Origin of the sequence: Variovorax sp. 3319, assembly GCF_031456585.1 — a bacterium.
Taxonomy (GTDB): Bacteria; Pseudomonadota; Gammaproteobacteria; order Burkholderiales; family Burkholderiaceae_C; genus Variovorax; species Variovorax paradoxus_P.
In genome coordinates this window covers 1-22,458 of record NZ_JAVDUZ010000010.1, presented here as the reverse complement: position 1 = coordinate 22,458, position 22,458 = coordinate 1, and the positions used below count along the sequence as shown (strand labels likewise).

Here is a 22,458-nt window from a genome sequence, read left to right as displayed (position 1 = left end):
GGGAGTAAGCCATGGCCAGCCGAATCATCAAAGCCCACACGCCGCTGGCGGAAGACCAGCTGATATTCCGCTCGATGCACGGCGCCGAGGGACTGTCGCAGCTGTTCGAGTTCGAGGTGGACTTGTTGAGCCCGAGCGTGTCGCTCGACATGAAGTCGGTGTTGGGCAAGCCGCTTTCGCTCGAGATACAGACGGTTGGCGAACCGCGCTTTCTCAACGGGCAGATCGTGCGCTTCACGATGGTCGGCAGGGAGAGCAGCACTTCGCGCTATGTGGTGTACCGCGCCACCGTGCGGCCCTGGCTCTGGTACCTGACGCGCACCAGCGACTGCAAGATCTTCCAGAACAAGTCTGTGGTCGACATCCTCGACGAGGTGTTTGCCGACTACAACTTCGCGGTCGAGAAAAAGCTCAGCGGAAGCTACCGGCAGTGGGAATACTGCGTGCAGTACCAGGAGACCGACTTTGCTTTTGTGAGCCGGCTCATGGAGCACGAAGGCATCTACTACTACTTCAAGCACGAGAAGAACCAGCACACGCTGGTGCTTGCCGACGACATCGGCGCGCACGAAACCCTGCCGGGTTATCCCAAGATCAGTTATCTGGCGGCCGACCGCGACCCGGACCCATTCCAGGAAGTGATCGACCAATGGCAGGTAACGGAAGAAATTCGCCCGGGCACCTATGTTGTGGACGACTACGACTTCAAGAAGTCGAAGGCCGACCTGATGGGCATGCGCAGCCAGCCGCGCGGCAATCCGCACGACACCTATGAGATCTACGAATGGCTCGGCGGTTTCAGCGAGGCGGAGCAGGGCGAGCATTACTCGCGCATCAGGCTCGAAGAGGCGCAATCGCAGGCCGAACGGGACGTGGGCCACAGCAGCGTGCGCGGCATGGCGCCCGGCTACCGCTTCACCATGCAGAACTGCCCCCGGCAGGACGACAACCGCGAATACCTGATCGTGTCGGTGGCCTACGCGCTGCGCGAAGGCGGCTACGAGAGCGGTGCGGCCGACAGTCACTACAGCTTCAGCTTTGCGGTGCAGCCCACTTCGTACCCGTTCCGCCCGCCGCGCGTCACGCCGATGACCCGCACCAACGGACCGCAGACCGCCACCGTGGTGGGCAAGGCCGGCCAGGAGTATTGGGTCGATCAATACGGCCGCGTGAAGGTGCAGTTTCGCTGGGACCGCTATGGCAAGAGCGACGAGAACAGCTCTTGCTGGGTGCGCGTTTCCAGCGCATGGGCCGGCTCCAACTATGGCGCGGTGAATCATCCGCGCAAGGGCCAGGAGGTGATTGTCGACTTCATCGGCGGCCACCCTGACCGCCCGATCATCATCGGCCGCGTCTACAACTCGGACCAGATGCCGCCGCTCGAATTGCCGGCGAAGGTGACTGTGAGCGGCTTCGTGAGCCGCAGCCAGGACGGCACGCCCGCAAATGCCAACGAGTTCATCCTGGACGATGCGCCCGGCTCGGAGCTGGTGCGGATCCATGCCGAGAAGAATTTCGAGATCGACGTAGAAGCCGATGAGACCGACACGGTCGCGGGCAAGAGAACCACGACCATCGAAGGCGCGGACAAATACACAACCAACACCTCCCTGGACGAGACGATCAACGGGCCGCATACGGTGACGGTCAACAAGGGCGGGCCGCAGAAGATCACTGTCAACGGCGGCGACCAGTTCATCAAGGTGGATGGCGGCAACCAGCAGGTCGATGTCATCGGGAACCAGACCATCCATGTCACCGGCAAGCGCAAGGACACGGTAGACAGCGGTGAAGAGCGAATCATCGGTACGTCGCTCAAGGAAGACATCGATGGCCCGCAGACCACCAAGGTAGTCGGCCTGTATACCGAAGACACCAAGGGAAAGAAGGTGACGGTCGACGGCGACGAGGACTATCTCGTCAAGGGGGCGCAAAAGGTGCATGCGAACACGTCGTTGAACGCGACGACGGATGGCCCCATGAACCTGGAAAGCACCAAGTCGGACATCACGGTCAAGTCACCGACCAAGATCGTCCTGGATGCACCTCATGTGGAGGACAAGTCGGCAAAGAAGGTCACGTTCACGGACTGGGGCATTGCCTTCAAGGGCTTCAACATGGGGATCAACGGGATGACCGTGAGCATCAACGGGGTCGCCGTTTTCGCGAACGTGGCGGTGATCAGCGTCGCCGCCCAGAACCTTGGCTTCAACGCCTACTCGATCACGGGCGCCATCAACAAGTTCGACATGTATTCCGCCAGCGGTGCGGTCGGCCTCTTTACCACCACCCAGACGGTTTTCACGGCGGACAACAAGGCGACAAAAATCGACTTGTCCCAGATCAAGGTGAACCCCAGAGGCATCACCGTCTATCTCTGAGACTGGGGCGCATGTTGGATCTTTTCGCCGTGTGGTTCACCAAGTACTGGTATCTGATTGTCCCCGTCGCTGTCGTTGCACTGCTGGCGTTCGTGATGATCACGCTGGGCAAGCGCCATGTCTCCCGCATGCTGCATATGCAGGGTGTGGTCAACCGCGAGGTGATGGGTGCGGATCGCGCCGAGCGAGTACTTCGTACGGGCCAGCCGGCGGTGGCGAAGGTGCTCGAGAGCTATGACACCGGCGTTCGTGTCGAGCGCATCTACATCATCGTGCGGCTCAAGCTCCAGGTGCAGCCCGAGGGCGGATTGCCCGCCTACCAGACTGAACTGGACGCCCCCATCAGTCCGGTGAAGCTCGCCGACTTCGCACCGGGGCGCTCCGTGAAGCTGCGCTTCGACCCGGTCTCGCGCGAGATCGCCATCGATCAGCCGATGCGCTGAAGCAGGTGCGCTGCCCCGATGAAGACCATCAAGCCTTTTCGCCTGAGCATCCTTACGCGGCCCTTCCGGCGGCAGCGGCAAGACCTTCTGGGCGTCTCGGTCTTCGCGATGGCCAGCCTGGCGCCCGAGCCCCTGCTGATGCCCGACCAGGATCTCTGGAAGCTGGCGGCCGGCGAGATCGGGCCGGGCAACGTGCTGGACCTGGGCGTGCCCAAGATCGAGCCGGAGTGGTTGGTCAGCGGCTATGCGTACACGGCGCACCAGGACGACAAGACACTCTGCGCGGCCCAGGCCGTCTTCCATGGCCAGGCCAAGTCGTTGCTGGTGAGCGGTGATCGCTATTGGCTTGACGGCCGCGCTACGCCTCCCCAGCCTTTCGAGCGCCTGAGGCTGGATTGGGCCCATGCCTATGGCGGCCCGGGCGAGTCCGAAAACCCGGAGGGCATCGGCAGCTTCGATGAAACGATCAACGGCGTGCATACGCGCCGGCTGCCCAATGTCGAGTTGCCCGGCGCGCGTCAGGACGCGCCTGGGCGGCGCATCGTGCCTGCAGGTTTCGGCGCCGTCCCCCCCGATCGGCCGCAGCGGCTCGCGCTGATGGGGCGCGCCTACGACCAGCAGTGGCTGCAGCACGAGTACCCGGGTTTCGCCGAGGACATGGATTGGCGCTACTTCAATGCCGCACCCGGCGACCAGCGCCTGCCTGGTCAGCGCGAACTGCCGCCAGGCGCCGCCTACGAGTTGTGGAACATGCACCCTCGCCAGCCGGTGATGCGCGGCCAGCTGCCCGACTGGCAGGCACGCTGTTTCGCCAGCTTTCAAAAAGACGGTGGCGCGCTGTCGGAAATTTCACTGCGCCTGAGCACGGCCTGGTTTTTTCCACACGCCGAGCGCGTCATCCTGATCTGGCACGGTGCATCGCCCATCGCGGAGGACGACGCGGCCGACGTCAAGCACATCATGCCCGCGCTCGAGTTGCGCGGGCAGCCGCGGCCGCTCGCCCATTACCAACACGTGCTGCAGCAGCGCATCGATCCAGCCAAGGCGGTGCTGGTCCTGCGCGATAGCGACCTGGTCCCCAAGGCGGTCATGGGGCCATGGGCAGGCGACCAGATGCCCGATATCGCCTCGCTTCCGCTGGTGCGCAACCTGCACGCAGGCCGGCAACGCGAGCGCGAACGCCTGCGCGCCCGCCTGCTGGCGCAGGGCCTGGATCCCGAACAGCATCTGCCGCCCCTGCCCGAACCGGATTTGCAGCCGCCTGCCTCCGCGGACGATTTGCCCGACTTCGCCGAGAAGGCCGATCGAGCCCTCGAGCAGATGCGCGAGGCGGCCCTTGCCCGCGGTGCCCAGGACCGGGCTCAGGCCGTCGCACGCGGGATGCCTGCTGCCATCCAACCCGATATCGATATCCCGCCGCTGTCGCAGATGGATCCGCACAAGCTGTCCGGCGAGATCAAGGCGAGCATCGACAAGGCCATGGCCGAGGTGGCATCGCGGACCGGCAAGCCTGTGCAGCGCCGGTTCGACCCGGATCGCTTGCTGCATGACCTCGCGCGCCTCGAGGAAGACGCGGCGCGCGAGCGCCCAACACCCCTCACGTCCGACGAGGCCGCCGAAAGCGCGCGGCTGCGCGAGCAGGCCGGGCGCAGCGCGCGCATGGGGCACCTCTACGGCGCACACCTGTTGGAGCCGGCGCCGCCGGCCAGCAGCCTGCGCTCCAGGCGGCTGCGTCGACGTCTTGAGGCCGCAGCCAGCGGTGAGCGTCGTTTTGCAGGCATGAGCTTCGTCGGTGCCAACCTCTCGGGCCTGGATTTGCGCGGTGCCGATTTCACCGAAGCAAACCTTGAAGACGTCGACTTCAGCGATGCGCGGCTCGATGGCTGCAACTTCACGCGCGCGGTGCTTGCGCGGACGCGGCTCGTCCGGGCTTCGCTCACCGATGCGCGGCTGGACGAGGCCAATCTGGGTGGCGCGCAATGCGAAGGCGTGAACTTCACGGGTGCGAGCTTCGTGCGGGCGCGTTGCAGCAAGACCGTTTTTCGTTCCTGCGTGCTGGCGAAGGCCGTGTTCAACCAGGCCGATCTGGTCGAAAGCGAATGGTTGCGTTGCGATGCTCGCGGCTCGCATTGGGAGCAACTGGCGATGACCAAGCTGACACAGGAAGACATGGCGTTCGACAACGCTACGTTCAAGCAGGTGAGCTGGATCGAGTGCAAGTTCAAAGGGGCGTCCTTCGTACGCGCCGCGCTGAACGCCTGTGCTTTCGTCACCGTCGATGCGCAGGAGGGGGTCGACTTCACCGAGGCCAGCCTCGTCACCTGCTCCTTCGTCCATGGCTGTAGCCTGGTGCAGGCCGTGTTCTGCGCCGCTTCGCTCAGGCAATGCGGCCTGCGCGGCGCCATACTGGTCGGCGCCGACCTCGCGAAGGCGCGCCTTGAAGGCTGCGACTTCTCCGAGTGCGACCTGCGGCGCGCGCGGCTGGAGGAACTGCATGCTGGCGAGAGCCTGTTCATTCGCGCGGACTTGCGCGAAGCCTCGTTGCGCGGGGCCAACCTCATCGACGCCAATCTTTCCAAGGCCGACCTGCGCTTTGCCAGCCTGCAGGATGCCAACTTGTTTCGCGCCGACGTGTCGCAGGCCGCCATCGACGGCTCGACCACCTTCATCGGCGCGTACACCCAAGGAGCCAAGACCTTGCCCGCACGAAGGACTGAGCCGGTTCGATGACAGTCGAAGAACTCCTGGACAAGATTCGGCATGGCGAACCGGTGGTCAGAGCGAGTCTCGCGGGTCAGGACCTGAGCGGTGTCGACTTGTCGGGGGCACAGATGGAGCACGTCGATCTGAGCCGGACGAATCTGCGTGGCGCCAGTCTCGACGACAGTTCACTCGCGCAATGCAACTTCGATCAGGCCGACCTGTCGGCGGCCAGCTTGAGAGGTGTGCGCGTGTTTCGGTGCCGGCTCGAGGCCGCGCAACTCGGCCGCGCGTTCATCCAGGACGCCAACTTCTTCGAATCTTCGCTGGCTCACGCGGATTTCGGGAAGGCGCAAATGGAGCGCGTGGCTTTTGTCAGATGCGAGCTCGGGAATGCTGTGTTGAAGCCCGGCATTTGCGATCAGATCGTCATCACCGAATCGCAGGTCGATCAGCTCGATTGCCGTGGGGCACAGCTGTTGCACCTGATGTTCTTTCGCATGGATCTGCGCACGGTGGAGTTCGCCCAGGCGCAATGCGATGGTTCGATCCTGATGGAGTGCAATCTGGAAGGCCAGCGCTTGCCGCAGACCGCCTTCCTGCGCTGCCAGTTCACCGACAGCGCGATGGCAGGTGTTGATTTCAGCGGCGCCGTGCTGACCCAGAGCAACTTCAAGGGCGCCACGCTTACCAAGGCGAACTTCAGCGGGGCGGACGCCGCCCAGACGATGTTCCCGGAGGCCGATCTGCGTGAAGCGAATTGCAGCGATGCCGTTTTCGATCAGTCGATCTGGGCAGACGCCAAACTCGAAGGTACCGATTTCAGCCGCTCGCGTCTCCCGCTGAGTGTGTTCCATCGCGCCCGGGCCAAGGGTGCCAGCTTTCGCGATGCGGACCTGCACGATGCCGATTTCTCCTATGCCCAACTTCAATCCGCGGATTTGCGCGATGCACGTTTTCTGCGCACCCGCTTTCATCGGGCCGCGCGCGCAGATGCGCGTTTCTCGGGAAGCGGTGGCATCATCGAAAACGATCCGGAGCTGTTCAAGGCCCAAGAGATCCATCCGCCGCGCTGATGCCGCCAGGCCTGTCCGTTCCACTGTTTACCCAACGAAACAAGGAAATCTCCATGACAGTCGTTTCACTGCACAAAGCCTCGAAGCTGACGGCTCCGGTTCACTTCCAGGGGGTAGTCGCCGCATTGCTGCCGGATGGACGTGTCACCGTCGACGATGAGCAGGGTGCTGTCTGGATTTGCCGGCGCGCGGCGAGCTGCCTGCTCAAACCGGCCAGCGGCGATACCGTGCTGGTGTCCGGCCCCGACAGCGCGCGAGCTTACCTGATCGCCGTGATCGAGCAGGCCGATGCGTCGTCAAGCTGCATCGAGGCGGCGGGCGACATTACCTTCGCGTCTGCCGGCAACGGCCGGGTGACTATCGCGAGTGCCTCGGAACTCAGGCTGCGGGCTGACAAGCGCTTTGTACTCAAGGCAGAAGAGGGCGAGTGCGAGATCGGTGAACTGCGGCTGGTGACGCGCGCCGTGCAGGCCGCGGCCGGAAGCGTGCGGCTGGTTGGCAAGGTATTCGAGACCGTGGCCGATCGCATCGTGCAGATGTCGCGCCAGACCCTGCGCCTGACGGATGAAGTCGACCAGGTGCGTGCGGGCCACATCGACCACAAGGCCAGCGAGACGGTGCGTATTCATGGCCACCACACGATGGTCACCGGCCAGGAGCTGGTGAAGGTGGACGCGGCCCAGATCCACATGGGATAGGCGAGGAGGAACCAGATGTTTGCCAATTGCCAGCTCATGGGAATGGACATGGCATTCCCCGACGTCTGCAAGACGCCGGTGCCCATTCCATACCCGAACATGGCCATGGGGCCGATGGCTGTTCCGAATGCCTGGAACATCCTCTTCATGGCGATGCCCGCGCACAACATGGCGACGACCACGCCAATTACCCTGGGGGATCAGCCCGGGGTACTCGGCGGCGTTGTTTCGCAGACGTTCATGCAGCAATCGCGCCATGTGACAGGTGCGTTCACCGTGCTTCTCAAGGGTACGCCGGCCACGCGGGTGACGAGCATCACGGTGCAGAACCGCTGCAACATGGTGGGCATGCGCATCGTGCCGAGCCAGTTCAAGGTGCTGATGCTGGCACCCTGAAGAGGCCACGAGGCCATGAGGCCACGGGACAGTCAGGCGGGCCGCGCAGTACCCGCAAGCGTCACCTGCTGCGGAAACCCCACCCACACGGCCAGCGCCGAGTAGTTGTCGCGCGACTCGTCGGCCTTGGCTTCGGCAGCGCGGCGCAGCAACGCGAGCCATTCTTCCGCGCTGTCGGCCAACTGCAGCGAGCGTTCCATCACCTGCTGCGAAATCAGCTGCCACAAGCCGTCGGTGCACAGCAGGAACGCATCGCCATCGGCGAGCCGCTGCGGTGTTGAAACAGTGGTTTCGGCCGTGGCACGCGCGCCGAGCGCGCGGTACAGCAGGTTGGTCTTGACGAGGCGCTCGCCCCCGTTGGCTCCGTTGCCGAGAGCGGCCTCTCCGGAGCGCTCCGACAGGCTGTGGTCTTCGGTGCGCTGCATCAGGGCGCCGCGGCGGAACCAGTAGAGGCGACTGTCGCCCACGTGTGCCCAGCAGGCGCGGCCGCTGGTGCGATCGACAAAAAGCGACACGATGGTCGCGCTCATCTTGCTCTGCTCGGCAAGCTCGCGCTGCCTGGCAAGGATGGCGTCGTTGGCTGCCTTTACCGCGTGCTGTATGTCTTCTGTCTCGACCGAGGGGTTGTCCACGAAAGTGTTGAGCGCGGTATCGACCGCAATGCGCGCGGCCAGTTCGCCGCCCGCATTGCCGCCCACGCCGTCGCTCACCACGAAGCAGGCGTTGTATTCGTCCAGGTGGTAGCCGATGGCGTCCTGGTTGCCGCTGCGCTCGCCGACGCAGGAGAACTGCGAGGTGGAAATGGGAATCGCGAAAGCACGGGTGGTTTCAAGCACGGCGTGCCTCCTTCAGTCGTTCCATCTCCTTGTCGTAGGCCTGCTGGAAGGCGCGGCCAAAGACAGCCTGGAAATCGTCCTCGACGGCTGCGGTGGTTTCCGCATGCAGCTTCTGCAGCTGGCGCCACAAGCGCGCCTCGCGGCCGCCAGGCAGCAGTTTTTCGCCGAGACCGCCGTCGTGCGGGGTGGTGTCGTTCAGCGCAGAGGGGTCGAAGCGCTTGAGCACCGTGAGCAGCGCGGCCCGCATGCCGGCGACCATGCCGAGCTGGTGCGACTGCAGATCGCCGAGCGCGTCGTGCACGGCCGCTTCGGGCGACAGGAAGCCGGGCATGCGCGCGCCGAACATCTGCATGAGCACGGCACGCCCGTTGGGAAGAATCTTGAACGGATTGTTTTCCTCGTCGACGATCATCGTGATCTCGGCGCGCACTTCGCGCTTGAGCATGGCGCGCGACGAAAGCAGTTCGATGGTGCCGTCGGTGAACGCACGCATGAGCCGGCCAAGGCGCCGCATGGCTTCGGCGTCGAGCGGCTGCTGGCCGGCGACGTCGGGCACACCGGCGCCTTCGAGAAAGGCCCTGAAGAGTTCGTCCGATGAGGACGGCGATGCGGGCGCTGCAACTGGGGCCACCGGGGCGTGCGCAACGGGAACCGGCGCAGGCACCACAGGCTCGGGCTCGGGCGGTGCTGCAACCGGCTCAGGTGGTGCAACGGGCCTGGATGCCGATACTGCTGGTGCTGGTGCTGGTGCTGGTGCTGGTGGCGGTGGCGGTGGCGGTGGCGGTGGTTCCACCGGCGCAGCCGCCACCTCCGCCTTCTTCGGCTTGGCAGCAGGCGGCGGATCGAAGGCCACTGGGTTCGGCGGCCTGAACTGCGCGGACACTTCCCGTGCGTGATTCGAATGGCTGTGCCCTTGCGGCGCGGCGGCCGGCTTTGCAAGCAGGTCGAGCGCGGGATGCACCTCGCGCAGCGGGTCTTCGTGGGTCAGCGCGGTCGGGCGCGGATCGGAAAGCGGCGAGGGCGCGTTGCTGTCGGCGGCAAAGAAAGAAAGTGGGTCGACGCCGCGCTTCAACGCCACGTCGGACATATCGTTGCTCGCGTGAGTGGAGCGAGGGTTCAGTTCCAGCAGCGGATCGACCGGGTTCCTGCGCGCCTGCGAGGGCAGCTCGAACGGTTCGTGCGCCAAGGGGTCGGGCATGGGCTCGGGCGCGCTCTTTTCGCGGCGCGGTGCATTGGCAAGAATCGCATCCCAATCGGCCGCAGAGGGAATCTGCGAGGTGGCAGTCGTGCGGGGGCCTGCCTGCGATGGTGGCTGCACCGCGGCTGGTGGTGGAGCGAACACAGGCGCGGCAACAGGCGTTGCCGGCATGGCAGGGGCCGCAGGCGCATAGGCGTGTGGGGGTGCCGATGCGGGTGGCGGCGGCATTGCCACGGTGACAGCTTGCGCCTCGCCGATGGGCAGCGCGCCCGCGCCGAACAGATCCGAGAACACATCCGAGACGGGAGCGGCGGGCAGCAGCGATTCCAGGGGCGCCGCAGCCATTGCTTGGGGGGCGGGAACCTCCTGCACGGGTGCCGGTGCGGCGGCCGGTTGCGAAAGCGGCCGTGGCTGTGGCTGTGGCTGTGGCGGCACCATGGCTGCAATCGGTGCAACCGACGCGGCCGCAGCGGTGCGATGGCCACTCGCGGCTTCGAGCACATAGCTGCCAATGGTCACCCGGTCGCCATCGGCAACTGGCGACTCTTCTTCGTGCTGCAGCGTGCGTCCGTTCACGCTGATGGGCAGCACCGCGCTCATGTTGCGCAGCACCTCGACGCCGTGTTCATCGAAGCGCACGGTGGCCTGCAGCCGCGAGATCTGCCGCTGGTCGTCGGGCAGCACGAGGTGGTTGTCGGGGCTGCGGCCGATGGTGCCGCCCGGTGCTGCAAGCAGCGCCGAGGGGCCCGATGTCACCGGCTTGCCGGCATGTTCGATCACCGTCCAACGCATGGCATCTCCGTGTTCATGTCGAGCTGCGGTGTGCTGCTGCGCAAGGCAATCAACGCTTCATCCGCTTGGCAGCCTCGAACGCGGGGCCCCACACGGGGTGCTTGCGTTCGGCAACGCTCAGGTCGAAGTTGGGAAAGGCATCGAGAAGCTTGCGGAACTGCGTGCGGCATTCGGGCACCTGGTTGGCCACGCAGTAGCTGAAGGCCTCGAGCTTCATCGCGTCGAGCCGCGTGGCGGGCTCTGCGGCGTCGAACACCGAGACGCCGCCGCTCTTCAGGGTGGTAATGGCCTTGGCATAGTCACCTTCGTCATAGGCCTGCTGCGCACGTTCGAGTGTGGTGCGCGCCACTTGCTGGCTCAGGCGTTCGGGTTGCGGCGGCTCGGGCGGGGGCGTGGTGGTGCAACCGGCAGCCAGAAATAAGGTGAGCGCCAAAGCAGGCAGACATGACTTCAATCTTCTCTCCAACCTTGCGAAAGGCAATGAAAGGCAATGCTTGATAAGACACGCGATGTTGCACGCGATATGCGACTCGGTTCGTGCGCACGACTTCGATAATATAGGCCGCGAACCATTGAGGGAGATCTCATGCATCGACGAACCTTGCTTCAAGGCGCACTTGCAACCGCACCGTTGTTTGGCGGCCTCAGTGGATGCGCATCGACTGCGAAGTCATTGCCCACACCCTATGCAGTCACCATTCGCATAGACGACGGCGTCAACCCCGACGGACGTGGCCAGGCGGCGCCGATTCTCGTCAAAGTCTTCGAACTGAAATCTTCCGGTAACTTCGAGACGGCAGACTACTTTGCACTACAGGACCGCGATCGCGAAACTCTTCTGACAGAGCTCGTGAACGCCGACCAGGCCATCATGCGCAGCGGCGAAGAGCGTGTCTTCAAGCGCGAGGCGGGGCTCGACTCGCGGGCCATTGGCATCATTGCCGGCTACCGCAAGCTGGAGGCTGCGCGCTGGCGCATCGTCTTGCCGCTGAAGGAGCCGAAGCAAACCAATCTCTACAAGGTGTGGCAGTTTTCGCCGAGCGAGCAAACCGTGCGAGTCGCCATTCGCAAGACGGGCATCGAGTTACTACCAAGTCGTTAATTTCTGAGCTTTGTAGCTAAAAAGTGCGAGCAATTCGCACGAGAAATTCGGTGCAAAACGTAAGAAGCGCCGTGTAGCATCAGAGAAAAAAAACGAATCAATAGGGAGGGCGTCAACAAGCGCCTCCCGCTTCAGTATGGGCACTCCCCAGGAGGTTCTTTGGTGACAGTTCGCAATCCGGGCGCCGGCAGGCAGGGCGCCCATCCGCAGGCGTTGGCGAATCGCGTGGTGTGGTCCGAAGGCATGTACCTGCGGCCCCAGCACTTCCAGCAACTGGAGCGCTATGTCGAGCAGTACGTCACTCGCCGCACGGCGGGCCTGCAAGGCGCCTATTGGGGATGGCTTCACCTGGACATCGACCGCGACGCGTTTGCGCTTGGCCGCGTGTCATTGCTTGGCGGTGCCGGCGTGCTGCCCGACGGCACGCCGTTCTCGTTCGGTGCCGAAGATGCGCCGCTGCCTTATGAAGTGCCGAGCGACCTGACCGATGAGCTCATCGTGCTTGCGTTGCCGCTGCGGCGCACCGGCAGTGAAGAAGTCATCTTCTCGGAAGACGAAGGTTCTGCCGCGCGCTTCGGCGTGATCGAGCGCGAGGTAGCCGACGGCAATGCGGTGGCACTCGGCCCCGCGGTGCTGCAGCTCGCAAAGCCGCGCCTGCGCCTGGCGCGCGCATCGTCGCTGTCGGCGGAGTGGCAGGCCATTGGCGCCGTGCGCGTCATAGAGCGCCGCACCGACCACAAGCTGGTGGTCGATGCCAACTACATTCCGCCGGTGCTCGATGCATCGGCGCACGCGATGCTCCGCAGCATGGTTGCCGAGCTGCACGGCCTGCTCACGCAGCGCTCCGAAGCCTTGGCATCCCGCCTTTCGCAGCCCGGCCGCGGCGGCGTGAGCGAGGTATCGGACTTTCTTTTGCTCGAGTTGGTCAATCGCTATCTCGCAACGACCTGGCACGCGCAGCAGGCGGTGCAGGTGCACCCCGAGCAGCTGTTCACCGATTGGTTCAAGCTGGCCTGCCACCTGGCCACGCACACATCGCCCACGCGGCGGCCGGTAGTGTGGCCGGTGTACGACCACGACAACCTCAACGAGAGCATCCGGCCGCTGATGGAAGAACTGCGGCGATCGCTGTCTGCGGTGCTCGAGCAGAGCGCCATCGCCATCGAGCTCGAAGAGCGCAGCCACGGCGTGCGCGTCGGCCGCATGCCCGACCCCGTGCTGGTGCGCAACGCGGGCTTCGTGCTTGCGGTGCACGCAGACCTGCCCGCCGAGGCCATCCAGCAGCGCTTTCCCACGCAGGTCAAGATCGGCTCGGTCGAGCGCATTCGCGACCTGGTGCAGCTGCAACTGCCCGGCGTCACGGTGCGGCCGCTGCCGGTGGCGCCGCGGCAGATTCCATACAACGCGGGCTACCACTATTTCGAGCTCGACAAGAGCGGCGACATGTGGCGCCAGCTCGAAAAATCGGGCGGCGTTGCAATGCACCTGGCTGGCGACTTTCCAGGCCTGGCCATGGAGTTCTGGGCCATTCGTCCGTGAGGGACCCTATGAACGGTGTCAACGACATGGCCGTCGGTCCGGGTGGCTTCGTGCCTCCGAATCCGGGCGGCGGCAACAATGCCAGTGGCGGCAACCTGGGCAGTGGCGACGCGGCCGGTATGTCCTCCGCAACGCGCGGCCTTGGCCAGCAACCCCAGTCATTCACCGCATGGCACGACGCACGGCGTCCGCATGCGGGCGACGCGGCGCTTGCCGGCAACAACCCGCTCGTCGCGGCGGCCAACCCGCTGCTCGACCTGATTCCGCAGATTCGCGCCACGGGGCACCACGATGCACCCGCGCAGTTGCGCGAGCACCTGGTCGACGAAGTCAGGCGCTTTGAAACGCGCGCGCAGCAAAGCGGCATTGCACCCGAGGTGATCATCGGCGCGCGCTATTGCCTGTGCACTGCGGTCGACGAAGCCGCCGCGCTCACGCCCTGGGGCGGAAGCATCTGGTCGTCGCAGAGCCTGCTCGTGATGTTCCACAACGAGACCTGGGGCGGCGAGAAGTTCTTTCAGCTGCTGTCGCGCCTGGTGCAAAACCCGCAACAGCACCTGCAACTCATCGAGCTCATCTACTTCTGCCTTGCGATGGGTTTCGAAGGGCGCTTTCGCGTTATCGACAACGGGCGCACGCAGCTCGAAACACTCAAGCAGCGGCTGCTGCAGATCATCAGGCAAACGCGCGGAGAAATTGCCGTGCCGCTGTCCCCGCACTGGCAGGACGCAAGCGCGCCGGTGCGCCGCACGCGCAACTGGCTGCCGCTGTGGGCCGTGGGCGCCGTGGCGGCAGTGCTGCTGGTGCTGGTGTTCGGTGTGCTCACATTCAGCCTGGCCGGCCGCTCCGACGGCGCGTTTGCGGCCGTCAATGCGGTGCGCCTGCCGCAAACCGCGCGCGCCGTGGCCTTGCCTGCACCGCAACCGCGGCTGCAGCGCTTTCTCGAACCCGAGATTCGCGACGGCCTGCTGACGGTGCGCGACGAGGCCGACCGCAGCGTGGTGGTGCTGCGCGGCGACGGCCTGTTCGCATCGGGCTCCGACCGCGTGCTCGACCGCTATGCGCCGGTGCTCGCGCGGGTGGCCGATGCGCTCAATTCGGTGGAAGGCAACGTGCTTGTCAGCGGCTTCAGCGACGACCAGCCGATTCGCAGCGTGCGCTTCCCGTCCAACTGGCAGCTCTCGCAGGCGCGTGCCGATGCCGTCAAGAAAATGATTGCCAGCCGCGTGACCCGGCCCGAGCGCCTGCGCGCCGAAGGCCGCGGCGACGCCGATCCGCTGGTACCCAACGACTCGCCGGCCAACCGCGCGCGCAACCGCCGTGTCGAAGTGACGCTGCTGGTGGCGCCCGTGGCGGCCGGCGGCGCAGCCAACGCAGCGCCGCAGGGAGGAGCCCGCTGATGCTGCGCGCGATTTTTCGTTTTCTCGTGAGCCGCGACCTGTGGGTCTTTCTCGGGCTGCTGGCTGTTGCGTTCCTGATCTGGGTCATCGGCCCCGTCATTGCGGTGGGCCGCTACCGGCCGTTCGAAAGCGAGTTCGTCCGCATCGTGGTCATCGCGCTGATGTTCACGATCTGGATTGCGCGGGTGCTCTACCGCAAATGGCGCGAGCGGCGGCTCAACGCGCAACTGCTCAACCAGCTGCGCACGCCGTCCACCAAAGAAAAGGCTGCCAAGCCCGAAGACGCACCCGAGATCAAGGAACTGCAAAGCGGCTTCACGGATGCCACGGCCATACTGAAGAACATGCGCTTCGGCTCGGGCGCCGAAGGCAAGGCCGCGGGCCGCTTCGCTGTGTTCGACCGGCAGTACCTGTACCAACTGCCCTGGTACATCTTCATTGGCGCGCCGGGCTCGGGCAAGACCACCGCACTGGTCAATTCCGACCTCGACTTTCCGCTGGCCGACCAGCTCGGCAAGGCCGCGGTGCGCGGCATTGGCGGCACGCGCAACTGCGACTGGTGGTTTACCAACGAGGCGGTGCTGATCGACACCGCCGGGCGCTACACCACGCACGAGAGCAACCGCGAAACCGATGAGAGCGAGTGGAAGGGCTTTCTCGACCTGCTGAAAAAGTTTCGCCCGCGCCAGCCGATCAACGGCGCAATCCTCACCATCAGCATTGCCGACCTGCCTCTGGCCGACGACGCGCAGCGCGCGCGCCACGCCATGGCGCTGCGCAAGCGGTTGCTCGAGCTGCGCAACGACCTGGGCATCAACTTTCCGGTGTACGTGCTGGTTACCAAGACCGACTTGCTGGCTGGTTTCAACGAGTACTTCGGCTCGCTGGGCCGGGCTGAGCGCTCGCAGGTGTGGGGCTTTACCTTTCCGATCGACGCCAACCCGGCGGACCCGGCCAAGGCCGACCTGCGCGAGCGCTTCCACCAGGAATACAAGCTGCTGCACCAGCGCCTGGACGAGCGCCTGCCCGAGCTGCTGGCGGCCGAGCCCGACCAGATGCGCCGCGCGCAGGCCTACCTGCTACCGCAGCAGTTCGCGAGCTTCGAGGACATCCTCGGCACCTTCCTGGCCGACGTGTTCAATCCCTCCAAGTTCGAAGTGGCGCCGATGCTGCGCGGCGTGTACTTCACCAGCGGCACGCAGGAAGGTACTGCCTTCGACCGCGTGATGGGCGCCATCAAGCGCTACCTGCAAGTCAATGCGCCGCCGGCTCCGCCGCCAGGCCCGGGCAAAAGCTACTTCCTGAAGGAACTGCTGCAGCAGGTGATCTTTCGCGATGCGGGCGTGGCCGGCACCAACCTGCGCTGGTACCGGCGCAAGCGGGCCATCGACCTGGCCGGCTACAGCCTCATCGGCGTGCTGCTGGTGGTGTTGCTGGGGGCCTGCGTGAACAGCTGGCGCAACAACAGCGACTACGTGGCCGAAGTGGACAACAACGCCAAGGCCTTCAACAAGGCCGCGGCGCGCGGCGAGCTGCCGACGGTGGTCGACTCGAACAGCGACATTGCCAGCTCGCTGCTGGTGCTCGACCGCTTGCGCGACCTGCCCAAGTCGAGCCACTTCGACATCGGTGATCCGCCTGTGAGTTACCGCTTCGGGCTTTATCAGGGCGAGAAGCTGCAGGCGGCGACCGACGGCGTCTACCAGCGTGCGCTCGAGAGCGTGCTGCTGCCGCAGGCGGCCCAGCGCGTGGAGCAGGCGCTGCGCGAAGCCTCCAAGACCGACGCCGAATACAGCTACGAGGCGCTCAAGGCCTATCTCATGCTGTACGACGCCGAGCGCTACGACGCCGACTTTCTGCAGGCCTGGCTGCTCAGCGACGTGGACCGCAAGATAGGCGCAGCCCTTACGCGCGAGCAGCGCGCCAACCTGGAGACGCACCTGCAGGCGCTGTTTGCGGGGCGCGTGGTGACATCGCCCTTTGCCAAGGACGACCGGCTCGTGGTGCAGACGCGCGACCGCCTGGCGGGCGTGCCGCTGGCGCAGCGCTCGTATGCACGGCTGCGCCGCATCCTGCTGCAGACCAGCCCGCCCAACGCCTTCAGCATTGCCGAGGCGGGTGGTGCCGAATCGGCGCTGGTCATCAAGCGCGCAAGCGGCAAGCCGCTGACGGACGGCATTCCCACGCTGTTCACCTATCGCGGCTACTGGGACATCTTCGACAAGCGCATGGCCGAGACCACGCTCGCGCTCGAGCAGGAAGACCGCTGGGTGCTGCAGATCCGCGCACCGGGCATGACGGACATCACCTCGCGCGAGCTGCTGCTGCGCGAGGTGCGTCGGTTGTATCTCACCGACTACATCCGCATCTGGGACGAGTACCTGGCCGACATTCGCCTGGCCGACAGCCGCTCGCTGCTGCAGAGCATCCAGATGACGCGCGTGCTTTCGACTTCGGAGTCGCCGATGTCGCGGCTCATTCGCGGCGCGGCGCGCGAGACCGACCTGCTGCGCAATCACGACGAGGCCGCGCGCAGCCTGCTCGACCAGGCGCAGAACCGCGTGGCCAGCACGCGCGAGCGCATCGAGCAGCTCATCGGCCAGCCCGACGGCAGCCAGCGCCGCAACACCGCGCCGGACCGGCCCGAGTCGCTGGTGGACAACCACTTTGCGCCGCTTCGCCGCATGGTGACCGCGCCCAAGGCTGGCGGGCAAGCGCCCATCGATGCCACTGCGGCGCTCATCAACGAGCTCTACACGTTTCTTACCGCCACCGACACGGCATTGCGCAGCGGCAACATTCCGCCGTCGGGCGATGCGGTTACCAAGGTGCAGGCCGAGGCGGGCCGGCTGCCGGTGCCGTTCCAGGGCATGCTGAACGACCTCTCGGCCACCGCGTCGTCCAAGGCCGCGGCCGTGACGCGGCAGAACATCGGGCAAAGCGCGGCGGCCACCATCGGCCAGTTCTGCAACCAGGCCATTGCGGGGCGCTATCCGTTTTCGCGCGGGTCCAATCGCGATGTGGCGGCCGGCGACTTTGCACAGCTGTTTTCGCCCGGCGGCATGATGGACGACTTCTTCCAGAAGAACCTCGCTTCGCAGGTCGATACGTCGGTGAACCCGTGGGCCTTCAAGAAGGGCGTAGACGGCAGCTCGCCGGGTCGCTCGTCGTATCTCGATTCGTTCCAGAAGGCGCAGGCGATCCGCGATGTGTTCTTTACCGGCATGGCAGGCGCGCGCACGCCGTCGTTCACCATCGACATCCGGCCCGAGGACATGGACGCCGCGCTCACCCAGTTCACGCTCGACATCGACGGACAGACGGTGCGCTATGCGCATGGCCCGCAGGCACCCAGCACCGTCAAGTGGCCCGGCCCGCGCAACAGCAACCAGGTGCGGCTGCAGGTAACCACCGCCAACGGCACGCCCGCAGGCGGCATCGTGACCGAAGGGCCATGGGCACTGCACAGGCTTTTCGACAAGGCCTCGGTCTCGGCCGGCCAGTCGCCCGAGTCGTTCAACGCGACCTTCGACATGCAGGGCAAGAAGGTGGTGCTGGCCGTTACCGCGAACAGCGTCTACAACCCGCTGCGCCTCAGCCAGATGAACGGCTTCTCATGCCCGGGAAAGTCGTGACATGAACAGCGGCTTTCCTTCGACGCACGCGTGGGTGCCGGCCGACGAGCAGATCGGCTGGTACGGCAAGCTGCCTGCCGCCGGCGACTTTCTTTACCGCCGCATGCCGCGCGAGCTGCAGGCCTGGTGGGACCGCTGGATGCAGAACGGCCTGGGTTCGTTCAAGCGCTGGCCCGACGCCATGACGCGGCACTACGTTGTCGCGCCCGTGTGGAACTTTGCGATTCCGGCAACGCAGGGCGTGGACGCGGTGCAGTTCGGCTGCATTGCGCCAAGCTGCGACCGCGTGGGGCGCTACTACCCCGCATGCGTCACTTTGCAGGTGGCGGCTTCGAGCTACCGGCCTTCCATGCTCGAAGGCTCGGCCGCCTGGTACTGGCAGTGCGGCACCGCGTTGCTGCAGGCCATTCGCCACAGCGTGGCGCCAGACCAGTTCGACCAGCAGGTGCTGGCCGCGGCGCACGGCGGGTTCCACACCGCAAGCGGCGGCTCGGACGACATCCTCTCGATTCTCGGCCCCGCCGCATCGGACGCAGGTGCGCAGCAACGCCTCGGCTGGCCCGAGCTTCCGCTGTGCTTCGACGCGTTCGGAAGCACCAGCTACTGGTGGACCAACCAGGCGGACGGTTCGCCGCTGCGCACCGCCGCACACGGCGGAGGTCTCAATACGCCATTGTTTTCGAAGTTGTTTTCACAGGGGCATGTGCCATGGGCATGACTGAACAGACCCCCGCCGCGGGAGGACATGCATGACGACCAACGCCAGCAGCAATGCCAGCAGCAGTGCGCCGGCCGATCCGCAAGAGCGGCCGCATCCACTGGCCACGGGCCACAGGCTGGACGAGTTCGAGCTGCTCGAAGTGATCGGCGAAGGCGGCTTCGGCATCGTCTACCGCGCCTACGACCATTCGCTGCAGCGCGAGGTGGCCATCAAGGAATACATGCCCTCGATGCTCGCGCGCCGCGTGGGCGACGACAGCGTGCATGTGCGTTCCGACCGGCTCACCGCCACCTTCCAGGCGGGCCTGCGCAGCTTCATCAACGAGGCGCGCACGCTTGCGCAGTTCAGCCATCCGGCGCTGGTGCGCGTGCATCGTTTCTGGGAGGCGAACAGCACCGCCTACATGGCAATCCAGCTTTACCGCGGCCGCACGCTGCGCCGCCTGGCCGAGGAAGAGCCGTCGAAGGTTACCGAGGCCTGGCTGCTGGGCATGCTGGGCCCGCTGCTCGGTGCGCTCGAAACCCTGCACCGCAGCCAATGCTTTCACCGCGACATTGCGCCGGACAACATCTTCATCCAGCAGGACGACCTGCCGGTGCTGCTCGACTTTGGCGCGGCGCGCAAGTCGATTGCCGACCTCGTCGATGAAGTGGCGGTAATGGTGAAGTCGGGCTACTCGCCCATCGAGCAGTACGCCGACGACAACACGCTGCTGCAGGGCGCGTGGACCGATCTCTATGCGCTGGGCGCCGTGCTGTACCGCGCGGTCACCGGGCATCCGCCGCCCTCGGCCGTGGTGCGCAGCGTGCAGGACGCGTACGTGCCGCTGTCTTCGCTCGGCCGCGGTGACCTGAGCCCGGGGTTCTGCGCTGCGGTCGACCACACGCTGGCGGTGCACAGCAAAGACCGCACGCAGACCGTGGCGGCGTTCGCAGCCGAGCTGGGCTTGACCAAGCTCGGCGACACCTACGTGAGCGGGCTGGTGGCGCCGACAGTGATTGTTCCGCCACCTGCCAGGCCTGCGCCCGCGGTGGTGCCCGAGCCGCAGGGGCTTGAGCCGGCGCCGGCGCCCGCAGTGGCGGCAGGGGCTGCCGCATTGGCAGCTGCTGCACGCGCCGAGGCCTCCGCACCGGAACCGGCAAGGCCCAGGCCACCCCAGCCCGAAGCCAGCCCGGAGCGGGTTGCCGCACCGGCGGCCAAGGCCGCGGCACCGCGTGAACCGGCTGCCCCGGTGCGCGCGGCGCCGGTCGCCGGCAAGCAGCCGCCTGCACCCGCTGGCAAGTCTTCGCGGCCGCCATGGAAGCTGGTCGGCGTGCTGGTGATTGCGCTGGTGGCGGTAGGCAGCTGGATCGGTCTTCGCCTGAGTTCCGGCCGGCAGGAGACCTCGACCGCCATGGTGCCTGTGCCTCCGCCTTCGGGGCCGATGTCTGCCAACGCGCCGCCCCCGGCCGTGCCGCCCGGCGAAAACGCACCTGGCAGCAATGTGGCCGCAGCGCCCGGTGGTGCCGCCACGCCTAGCGCACCTGCGGCCAGTGCACCGGCCGCTTCGCTCACGCCGCTGGACAGCGTGCCGGTCATCGCGCCTGCGCCGGCAGCGCCGCCCACCGCCGCGGTGCCTCCGACCCCGGCCACACCGGCGGCCCCGGCCACGCCGCCCGAGCCCGCGCTTGCCACCTCGGAGGTCGAGGACTGGAACCTCGCGCAGGCCGAGAACACGCGCGAGGGCTATGAGGCCTACCTGCGCCGGTACCGCCGTGGCCTGCATGCACGCGAGGCGCGCAACGCCATTGCCGAGCTGAACCGGCTCTCGCCCACCATGCCCGCAGCACCCGGCACCACGCCGACCAATGCCGTGCCCACCGTAGTGGCCGGCGGCCCCACGCCGCCGACACAGCCGGCGGCTCCACCCGGCAATGGGCGCGTGGTACTCAACATCCGCCCCTGGGGCCAGGTGTTCGTAGACGGTGCCGACCGCGGCGTGAGCCCGCCGCTCAAGTCGCTGTCATTGCGCCCGGGCATCTACAACATCGAAGTGCGTAACGGCGACCTCGATGTGTACCGGCAGCGCGTGACAGTGCAGGACAGCCGCTCGGCGCCGGTGGTGAGCCACGAGTTCAAGTAGGGGGGTCGGGCGCAGGGCGCCAGCGCTGCCGAACGCTGCGCTGCAGTTCAGCTCTGAGCGTCTCACCTGCGCCAACTGCCTACGCGGTAAGAGGCTGGCTTGCGATCTTGTTCACGCCAGACAGCCGGTGCGTATACAACTTGCCCAAGTCCGCATTCGTTTCGATTCGCTCGAAGTTGTCGAGCGCGATGATCAGAAATTCCACCTTGTCCGCGTTGAGGCGCTTGCTGCCTTCCTGCAGAGCCTTCAACGCACTGATCCAGTACCAGACGGTCTGGCCGCTTTCTTCGCATGGATAGACGTACCAAAGTGGAATCCGAAAGAGCCGCTCAAACGCGACCGCTCTGCGCAGTTCGACATCGAGGGTGAGCGTGTAGCCAATTGGCCGTTGGGACTGCGCCTGGTTTTTCACGTCGATGGCAATCAGGCCAATTGACTCCAGCAGCAACAAGAAGTCTGGCCGTTTCACATGGCCGGCAAAGAGTGCGGCAAAGGATTCCGGGTGCTGGCAAATCGAGACATGAGAGAGGCCTTCGGCGTCGAGCCATGCGCGGAGATTTTTTTCGCCGTCGAGGCCTTTGGCGAGTCGCTCGGAAGGATCCATGAGTCGTGTTCAAGTAGGTGGACCTTGAACTATGCCGTATACACGGTGACAGATCAGGACGTGCGCACCGCCTGCCCAGCTTTGTGTGATTTCTCGCACGCACAGCAAGGGTGGACGACAACTCAATGACTTGTCGCCCCAGCCCCGTGCGTGAGATATATGGCACTTCCAGCCTCAATCTGCGCGCCTTGCAATTCGTTGACATTCCCGACGGTATCCCGAACCCAGAATCCCGGCTCGCCGACGCGCTGTCGGCAAAGCAGCATGCCGCCCGCGCGCCGTGTGTTGCCGCTGTCACGGGAACGATCAGGGAAGAACAACGAGATGAACAAGCAATTTTTTCGGGTGATCTGGAGCGCGGCGCGCGCGATGCGGGTTGTCGTTCATGAGGCGGCGGCAACCACCGGCAAAGGATCTTCCAAGGCCACGACCCTAGCGGCCGCCGGTGCCTTTGCTCCGATGCTCATGGGGGCTGCATTTGCGGGACTCTTGACTGCGCCCTTTGCGCATGCCCAGATCGTCGGCGCCCCCAACGTTGCCGGCAACCTGCGTCCTACCGTGATGGTCGCCCCTAACGGCGTGCCGCTCATCAACATCCAGACGCCCAGCGCCGCCGGCGTCTCGCGCAATGTGTACCAGCAGTTCAACGTGGCGCCCAACGGCGCCATCCTGAACAACAGCAGAACAAACGTAGGGACGCAGATCGGCGGCATCGTCCAGGGCAATCCGTATCTCGCCACCGGCCCCGCGCGCATCATCCTCAACGAAGTGAACGGCGGCAGCCCGAGCCAGCTGCGCGGCTACATCGAAGTGGC

Annotated in this window: 17 protein-coding genes; 13 read left to right on the top strand and 4 right to left on the bottom strand. The window is 65.6% G+C overall.

Going from position 1 to position 22,458, the window contains the following annotated elements:
• Window positions 1–11: 11 nt before the first annotated feature.
• Genes J2X67_RS19710 through J2X67_RS19685 form a run of 6 tightly spaced genes read left to right on the top strand, consistent with a single transcriptional unit; the run spans window position 12 to window position 7,694 of the window.
• Window positions 12–2,381, top strand: a complete 2,370-nt coding sequence (locus tag J2X67_RS19710; protein WP_309955638.1) for a type VI secretion system tip protein TssI/VgrG — start codon at window positions 12–14, stop codon at window positions 2,379–2,381.
• A gap of 11 nt (window positions 2,382–2,392) precedes the next feature.
• Complete coding sequence (locus tag J2X67_RS19705) at window positions 2,393–2,824, top strand: hypothetical protein (RefSeq protein WP_309955636.1); 432 nt, start codon at window positions 2,393–2,395, stop codon at window positions 2,822–2,824.
• An 18-nt stretch (window positions 2,825–2,842) separates the two neighbouring features.
• Window positions 2,843–5,554 (top strand): DUF2169 domain-containing protein, encoded by a 2,712-nt coding sequence (locus tag J2X67_RS19700; RefSeq protein ID WP_309955634.1) that lies wholly within the window; start codon window positions 2,843–2,845, stop codon window positions 5,552–5,554.
• Entirely contained in the window at window positions 5,551–6,600 is a 1,050-nt protein-coding gene (locus tag J2X67_RS19695; protein ID WP_309955632.1) for a pentapeptide repeat-containing protein, read from the top strand. Before J2X67_RS19700 ends, J2X67_RS19695 begins: the two co-directional genes overlap by 4 nt.
• 53 nt (window positions 6,601–6,653) lie before the next feature.
• Window positions 6,654–7,298, top strand: coding sequence for a DUF3540 domain-containing protein (locus J2X67_RS19690; RefSeq protein ID WP_309955630.1), 645 nt, complete (start codon window positions 6,654–6,656; stop codon window positions 7,296–7,298).
• A gap of 15 nt (window positions 7,299–7,313) precedes the next feature.
• Window positions 7,314–7,694: a DUF4150 domain-containing protein gene (locus J2X67_RS19685; protein WP_309955628.1), complete on the top strand. Its 381-nt coding sequence runs from the start codon at window positions 7,314–7,316 to the stop codon at window positions 7,692–7,694.
• A 32-nt stretch (window positions 7,695–7,726) separates the two neighbouring features.
• Here the strand turns inward: J2X67_RS19685 and J2X67_RS19680 are convergent, their stop codons facing one another.
• The 3 genes from J2X67_RS19680 to J2X67_RS19670 are packed head-to-tail and all read right to left on the bottom strand — an operon-like array spanning window position 7,727 to window position 10,953.
• Window positions 7,727–8,530, bottom strand: a complete 804-nt coding sequence (locus tag J2X67_RS19680) for a protein phosphatase 2C domain-containing protein (RefSeq protein WP_309955626.1) — start codon at window positions 8,528–8,530, stop codon at window positions 7,727–7,729.
• On the bottom strand, window positions 8,523–10,520 hold the full coding sequence (gene tagH / locus J2X67_RS19675; RefSeq protein ID WP_309955625.1) for a type VI secretion system-associated FHA domain protein TagH: 1,998 nt from the start codon (window positions 10,518–10,520) through the stop codon (window positions 8,523–8,525). The genes J2X67_RS19680 and tagH overlap by 8 nt, the downstream gene beginning before the upstream one ends.
• Before the next feature lie 49 nt (window positions 10,521–10,569).
• Entirely contained in the window at window positions 10,570–10,953 is a 384-nt protein-coding gene (locus J2X67_RS19670) for a TssQ family T6SS-associated lipoprotein (RefSeq protein WP_309955623.1), read from the bottom strand.
• 153 nt (window positions 10,954–11,106) lie between these two features.
• Between J2X67_RS19670 and tssJ the strand changes: the two genes are divergently transcribed.
• From tssJ to J2X67_RS19640, 6 genes are all read left to right on the top strand, one after another.
• Window positions 11,107–11,622 carry a type VI secretion system lipoprotein TssJ gene (gene tssJ / locus J2X67_RS19665; protein ID WP_309955621.1) on the top strand — a complete coding sequence of 172 codons (516 nt, stop codon included), beginning with the start codon at window positions 11,107–11,109 and terminating at the stop codon, window positions 11,620–11,622.
• 159 nt (window positions 11,623–11,781) lie between these two features.
• Complete coding sequence (gene tssK / locus J2X67_RS19660; RefSeq protein WP_309955619.1) at window positions 11,782–13,161, top strand: type VI secretion system baseplate subunit TssK; 1,380 nt, start codon at window positions 11,782–11,784, stop codon at window positions 13,159–13,161.
• Between the two features lie 8 nt (window positions 13,162–13,169).
• Complete coding sequence (locus tag J2X67_RS19655; protein ID WP_309955617.1) at window positions 13,170–14,561, top strand: DotU family type VI secretion system protein; 1,392 nt, start codon at window positions 13,170–13,172, stop codon at window positions 14,559–14,561.
• On the top strand, window positions 14,561–18,196 hold the full coding sequence (gene tssM / locus J2X67_RS19650) for a type VI secretion system membrane subunit TssM (protein ID WP_309955616.1): 3,636 nt from the start codon (window positions 14,561–14,563) through the stop codon (window positions 18,194–18,196). Before J2X67_RS19655 ends, tssM begins: the two co-directional genes overlap by 1 nt.
• Window position 18,197: 1 nt before the next feature.
• Window positions 18,198–18,914, top strand: coding sequence for a type VI secretion system-associated protein TagF (gene tagF / locus J2X67_RS19645; RefSeq protein ID WP_309955614.1), 717 nt, complete (start codon window positions 18,198–18,200; stop codon window positions 18,912–18,914).
• Between the two features lie 31 nt (window positions 18,915–18,945).
• Window positions 18,946–21,039 (top strand): serine/threonine-protein kinase, encoded by a 2,094-nt coding sequence (locus J2X67_RS19640; RefSeq protein WP_309955612.1) that lies wholly within the window; start codon window positions 18,946–18,948, stop codon window positions 21,037–21,039.
• A gap of 79 nt (window positions 21,040–21,118) precedes the next feature.
• Here J2X67_RS19640 and J2X67_RS19635 read toward each other — a convergent pair whose 3' ends face one another.
• Complete coding sequence (locus J2X67_RS19635; RefSeq protein WP_309955610.1) at window positions 21,119–21,643, bottom strand: hypothetical protein; 525 nt, start codon at window positions 21,641–21,643, stop codon at window positions 21,119–21,121.
• 324 nt (window positions 21,644–21,967) lie between these two features.
• Here J2X67_RS19635 and J2X67_RS19630 point away from each other — a divergent pair.
• A partial coding sequence (locus tag J2X67_RS19630; RefSeq protein WP_309955608.1) for an ESPR-type extended signal peptide-containing protein occupies window positions 21,968–22,458 on the top strand: 491 nt, incomplete at its 3' end.

What these genes read in the sequence shown, in the direction of transcription:
- J2X67_RS19710 (WP_309955638.1), top strand. Translation starts at nt 12, where the DNA reads ATGGCCAGCCGAATCATCAAAGCCCACACGCCGCTGGCGGAAGACCAG.
- J2X67_RS19705 (WP_309955636.1), top strand. Translation starts at nt 2,393, where the DNA reads ATGTTGGATCTTTTCGCCGTGTGGTTCACCAAGTACTGGTATCTGATT.
- J2X67_RS19700 (WP_309955634.1), top strand. Translation starts at nt 2,843, where the DNA reads ATGAAGACCATCAAGCCTTTTCGCCTGAGCATCCTTACGCGGCCCTTC.
- J2X67_RS19695 (WP_309955632.1), top strand. Translation starts at nt 5,551, where the DNA reads ATGACAGTCGAAGAACTCCTGGACAAGATTCGGCATGGCGAACCGGTG.
- J2X67_RS19690 (WP_309955630.1), top strand. Translation starts at nt 6,654, where the DNA reads ATGACAGTCGTTTCACTGCACAAAGCCTCGAAGCTGACGGCTCCGGTT.
- J2X67_RS19685 (WP_309955628.1), top strand. Translation starts at nt 7,314, where the DNA reads ATGTTTGCCAATTGCCAGCTCATGGGAATGGACATGGCATTCCCCGAC.
- tagH (WP_309955625.1), bottom strand. Translation starts at nt 10,520, where the DNA reads ATGCGTTGGACGGTGATCGAACATGCCGGCAAGCCGGTGACATCGGGC.
- tssJ (WP_309955621.1), top strand. Translation starts at nt 11,107, where the DNA reads ATGCATCGACGAACCTTGCTTCAAGGCGCACTTGCAACCGCACCGTTG.
- J2X67_RS19655 (WP_309955617.1), top strand. Translation starts at nt 13,170, where the DNA reads ATGAACGGTGTCAACGACATGGCCGTCGGTCCGGGTGGCTTCGTGCCT.
- tssM (WP_309955616.1), top strand. Translation starts at nt 14,561, where the DNA reads ATGCTGCGCGCGATTTTTCGTTTTCTCGTGAGCCGCGACCTGTGGGTC.
- tagF (WP_309955614.1), top strand. Translation starts at nt 18,198, where the DNA reads ATGAACAGCGGCTTTCCTTCGACGCACGCGTGGGTGCCGGCCGACGAG.
- J2X67_RS19640 (WP_309955612.1), top strand. Translation starts at nt 18,946, where the DNA reads ATGACGACCAACGCCAGCAGCAATGCCAGCAGCAGTGCGCCGGCCGAT.
- J2X67_RS19635 (WP_309955610.1), bottom strand. Translation starts at nt 21,643, where the DNA reads ATGGATCCTTCCGAGCGACTCGCCAAAGGCCTCGACGGCGAAAAAAAT.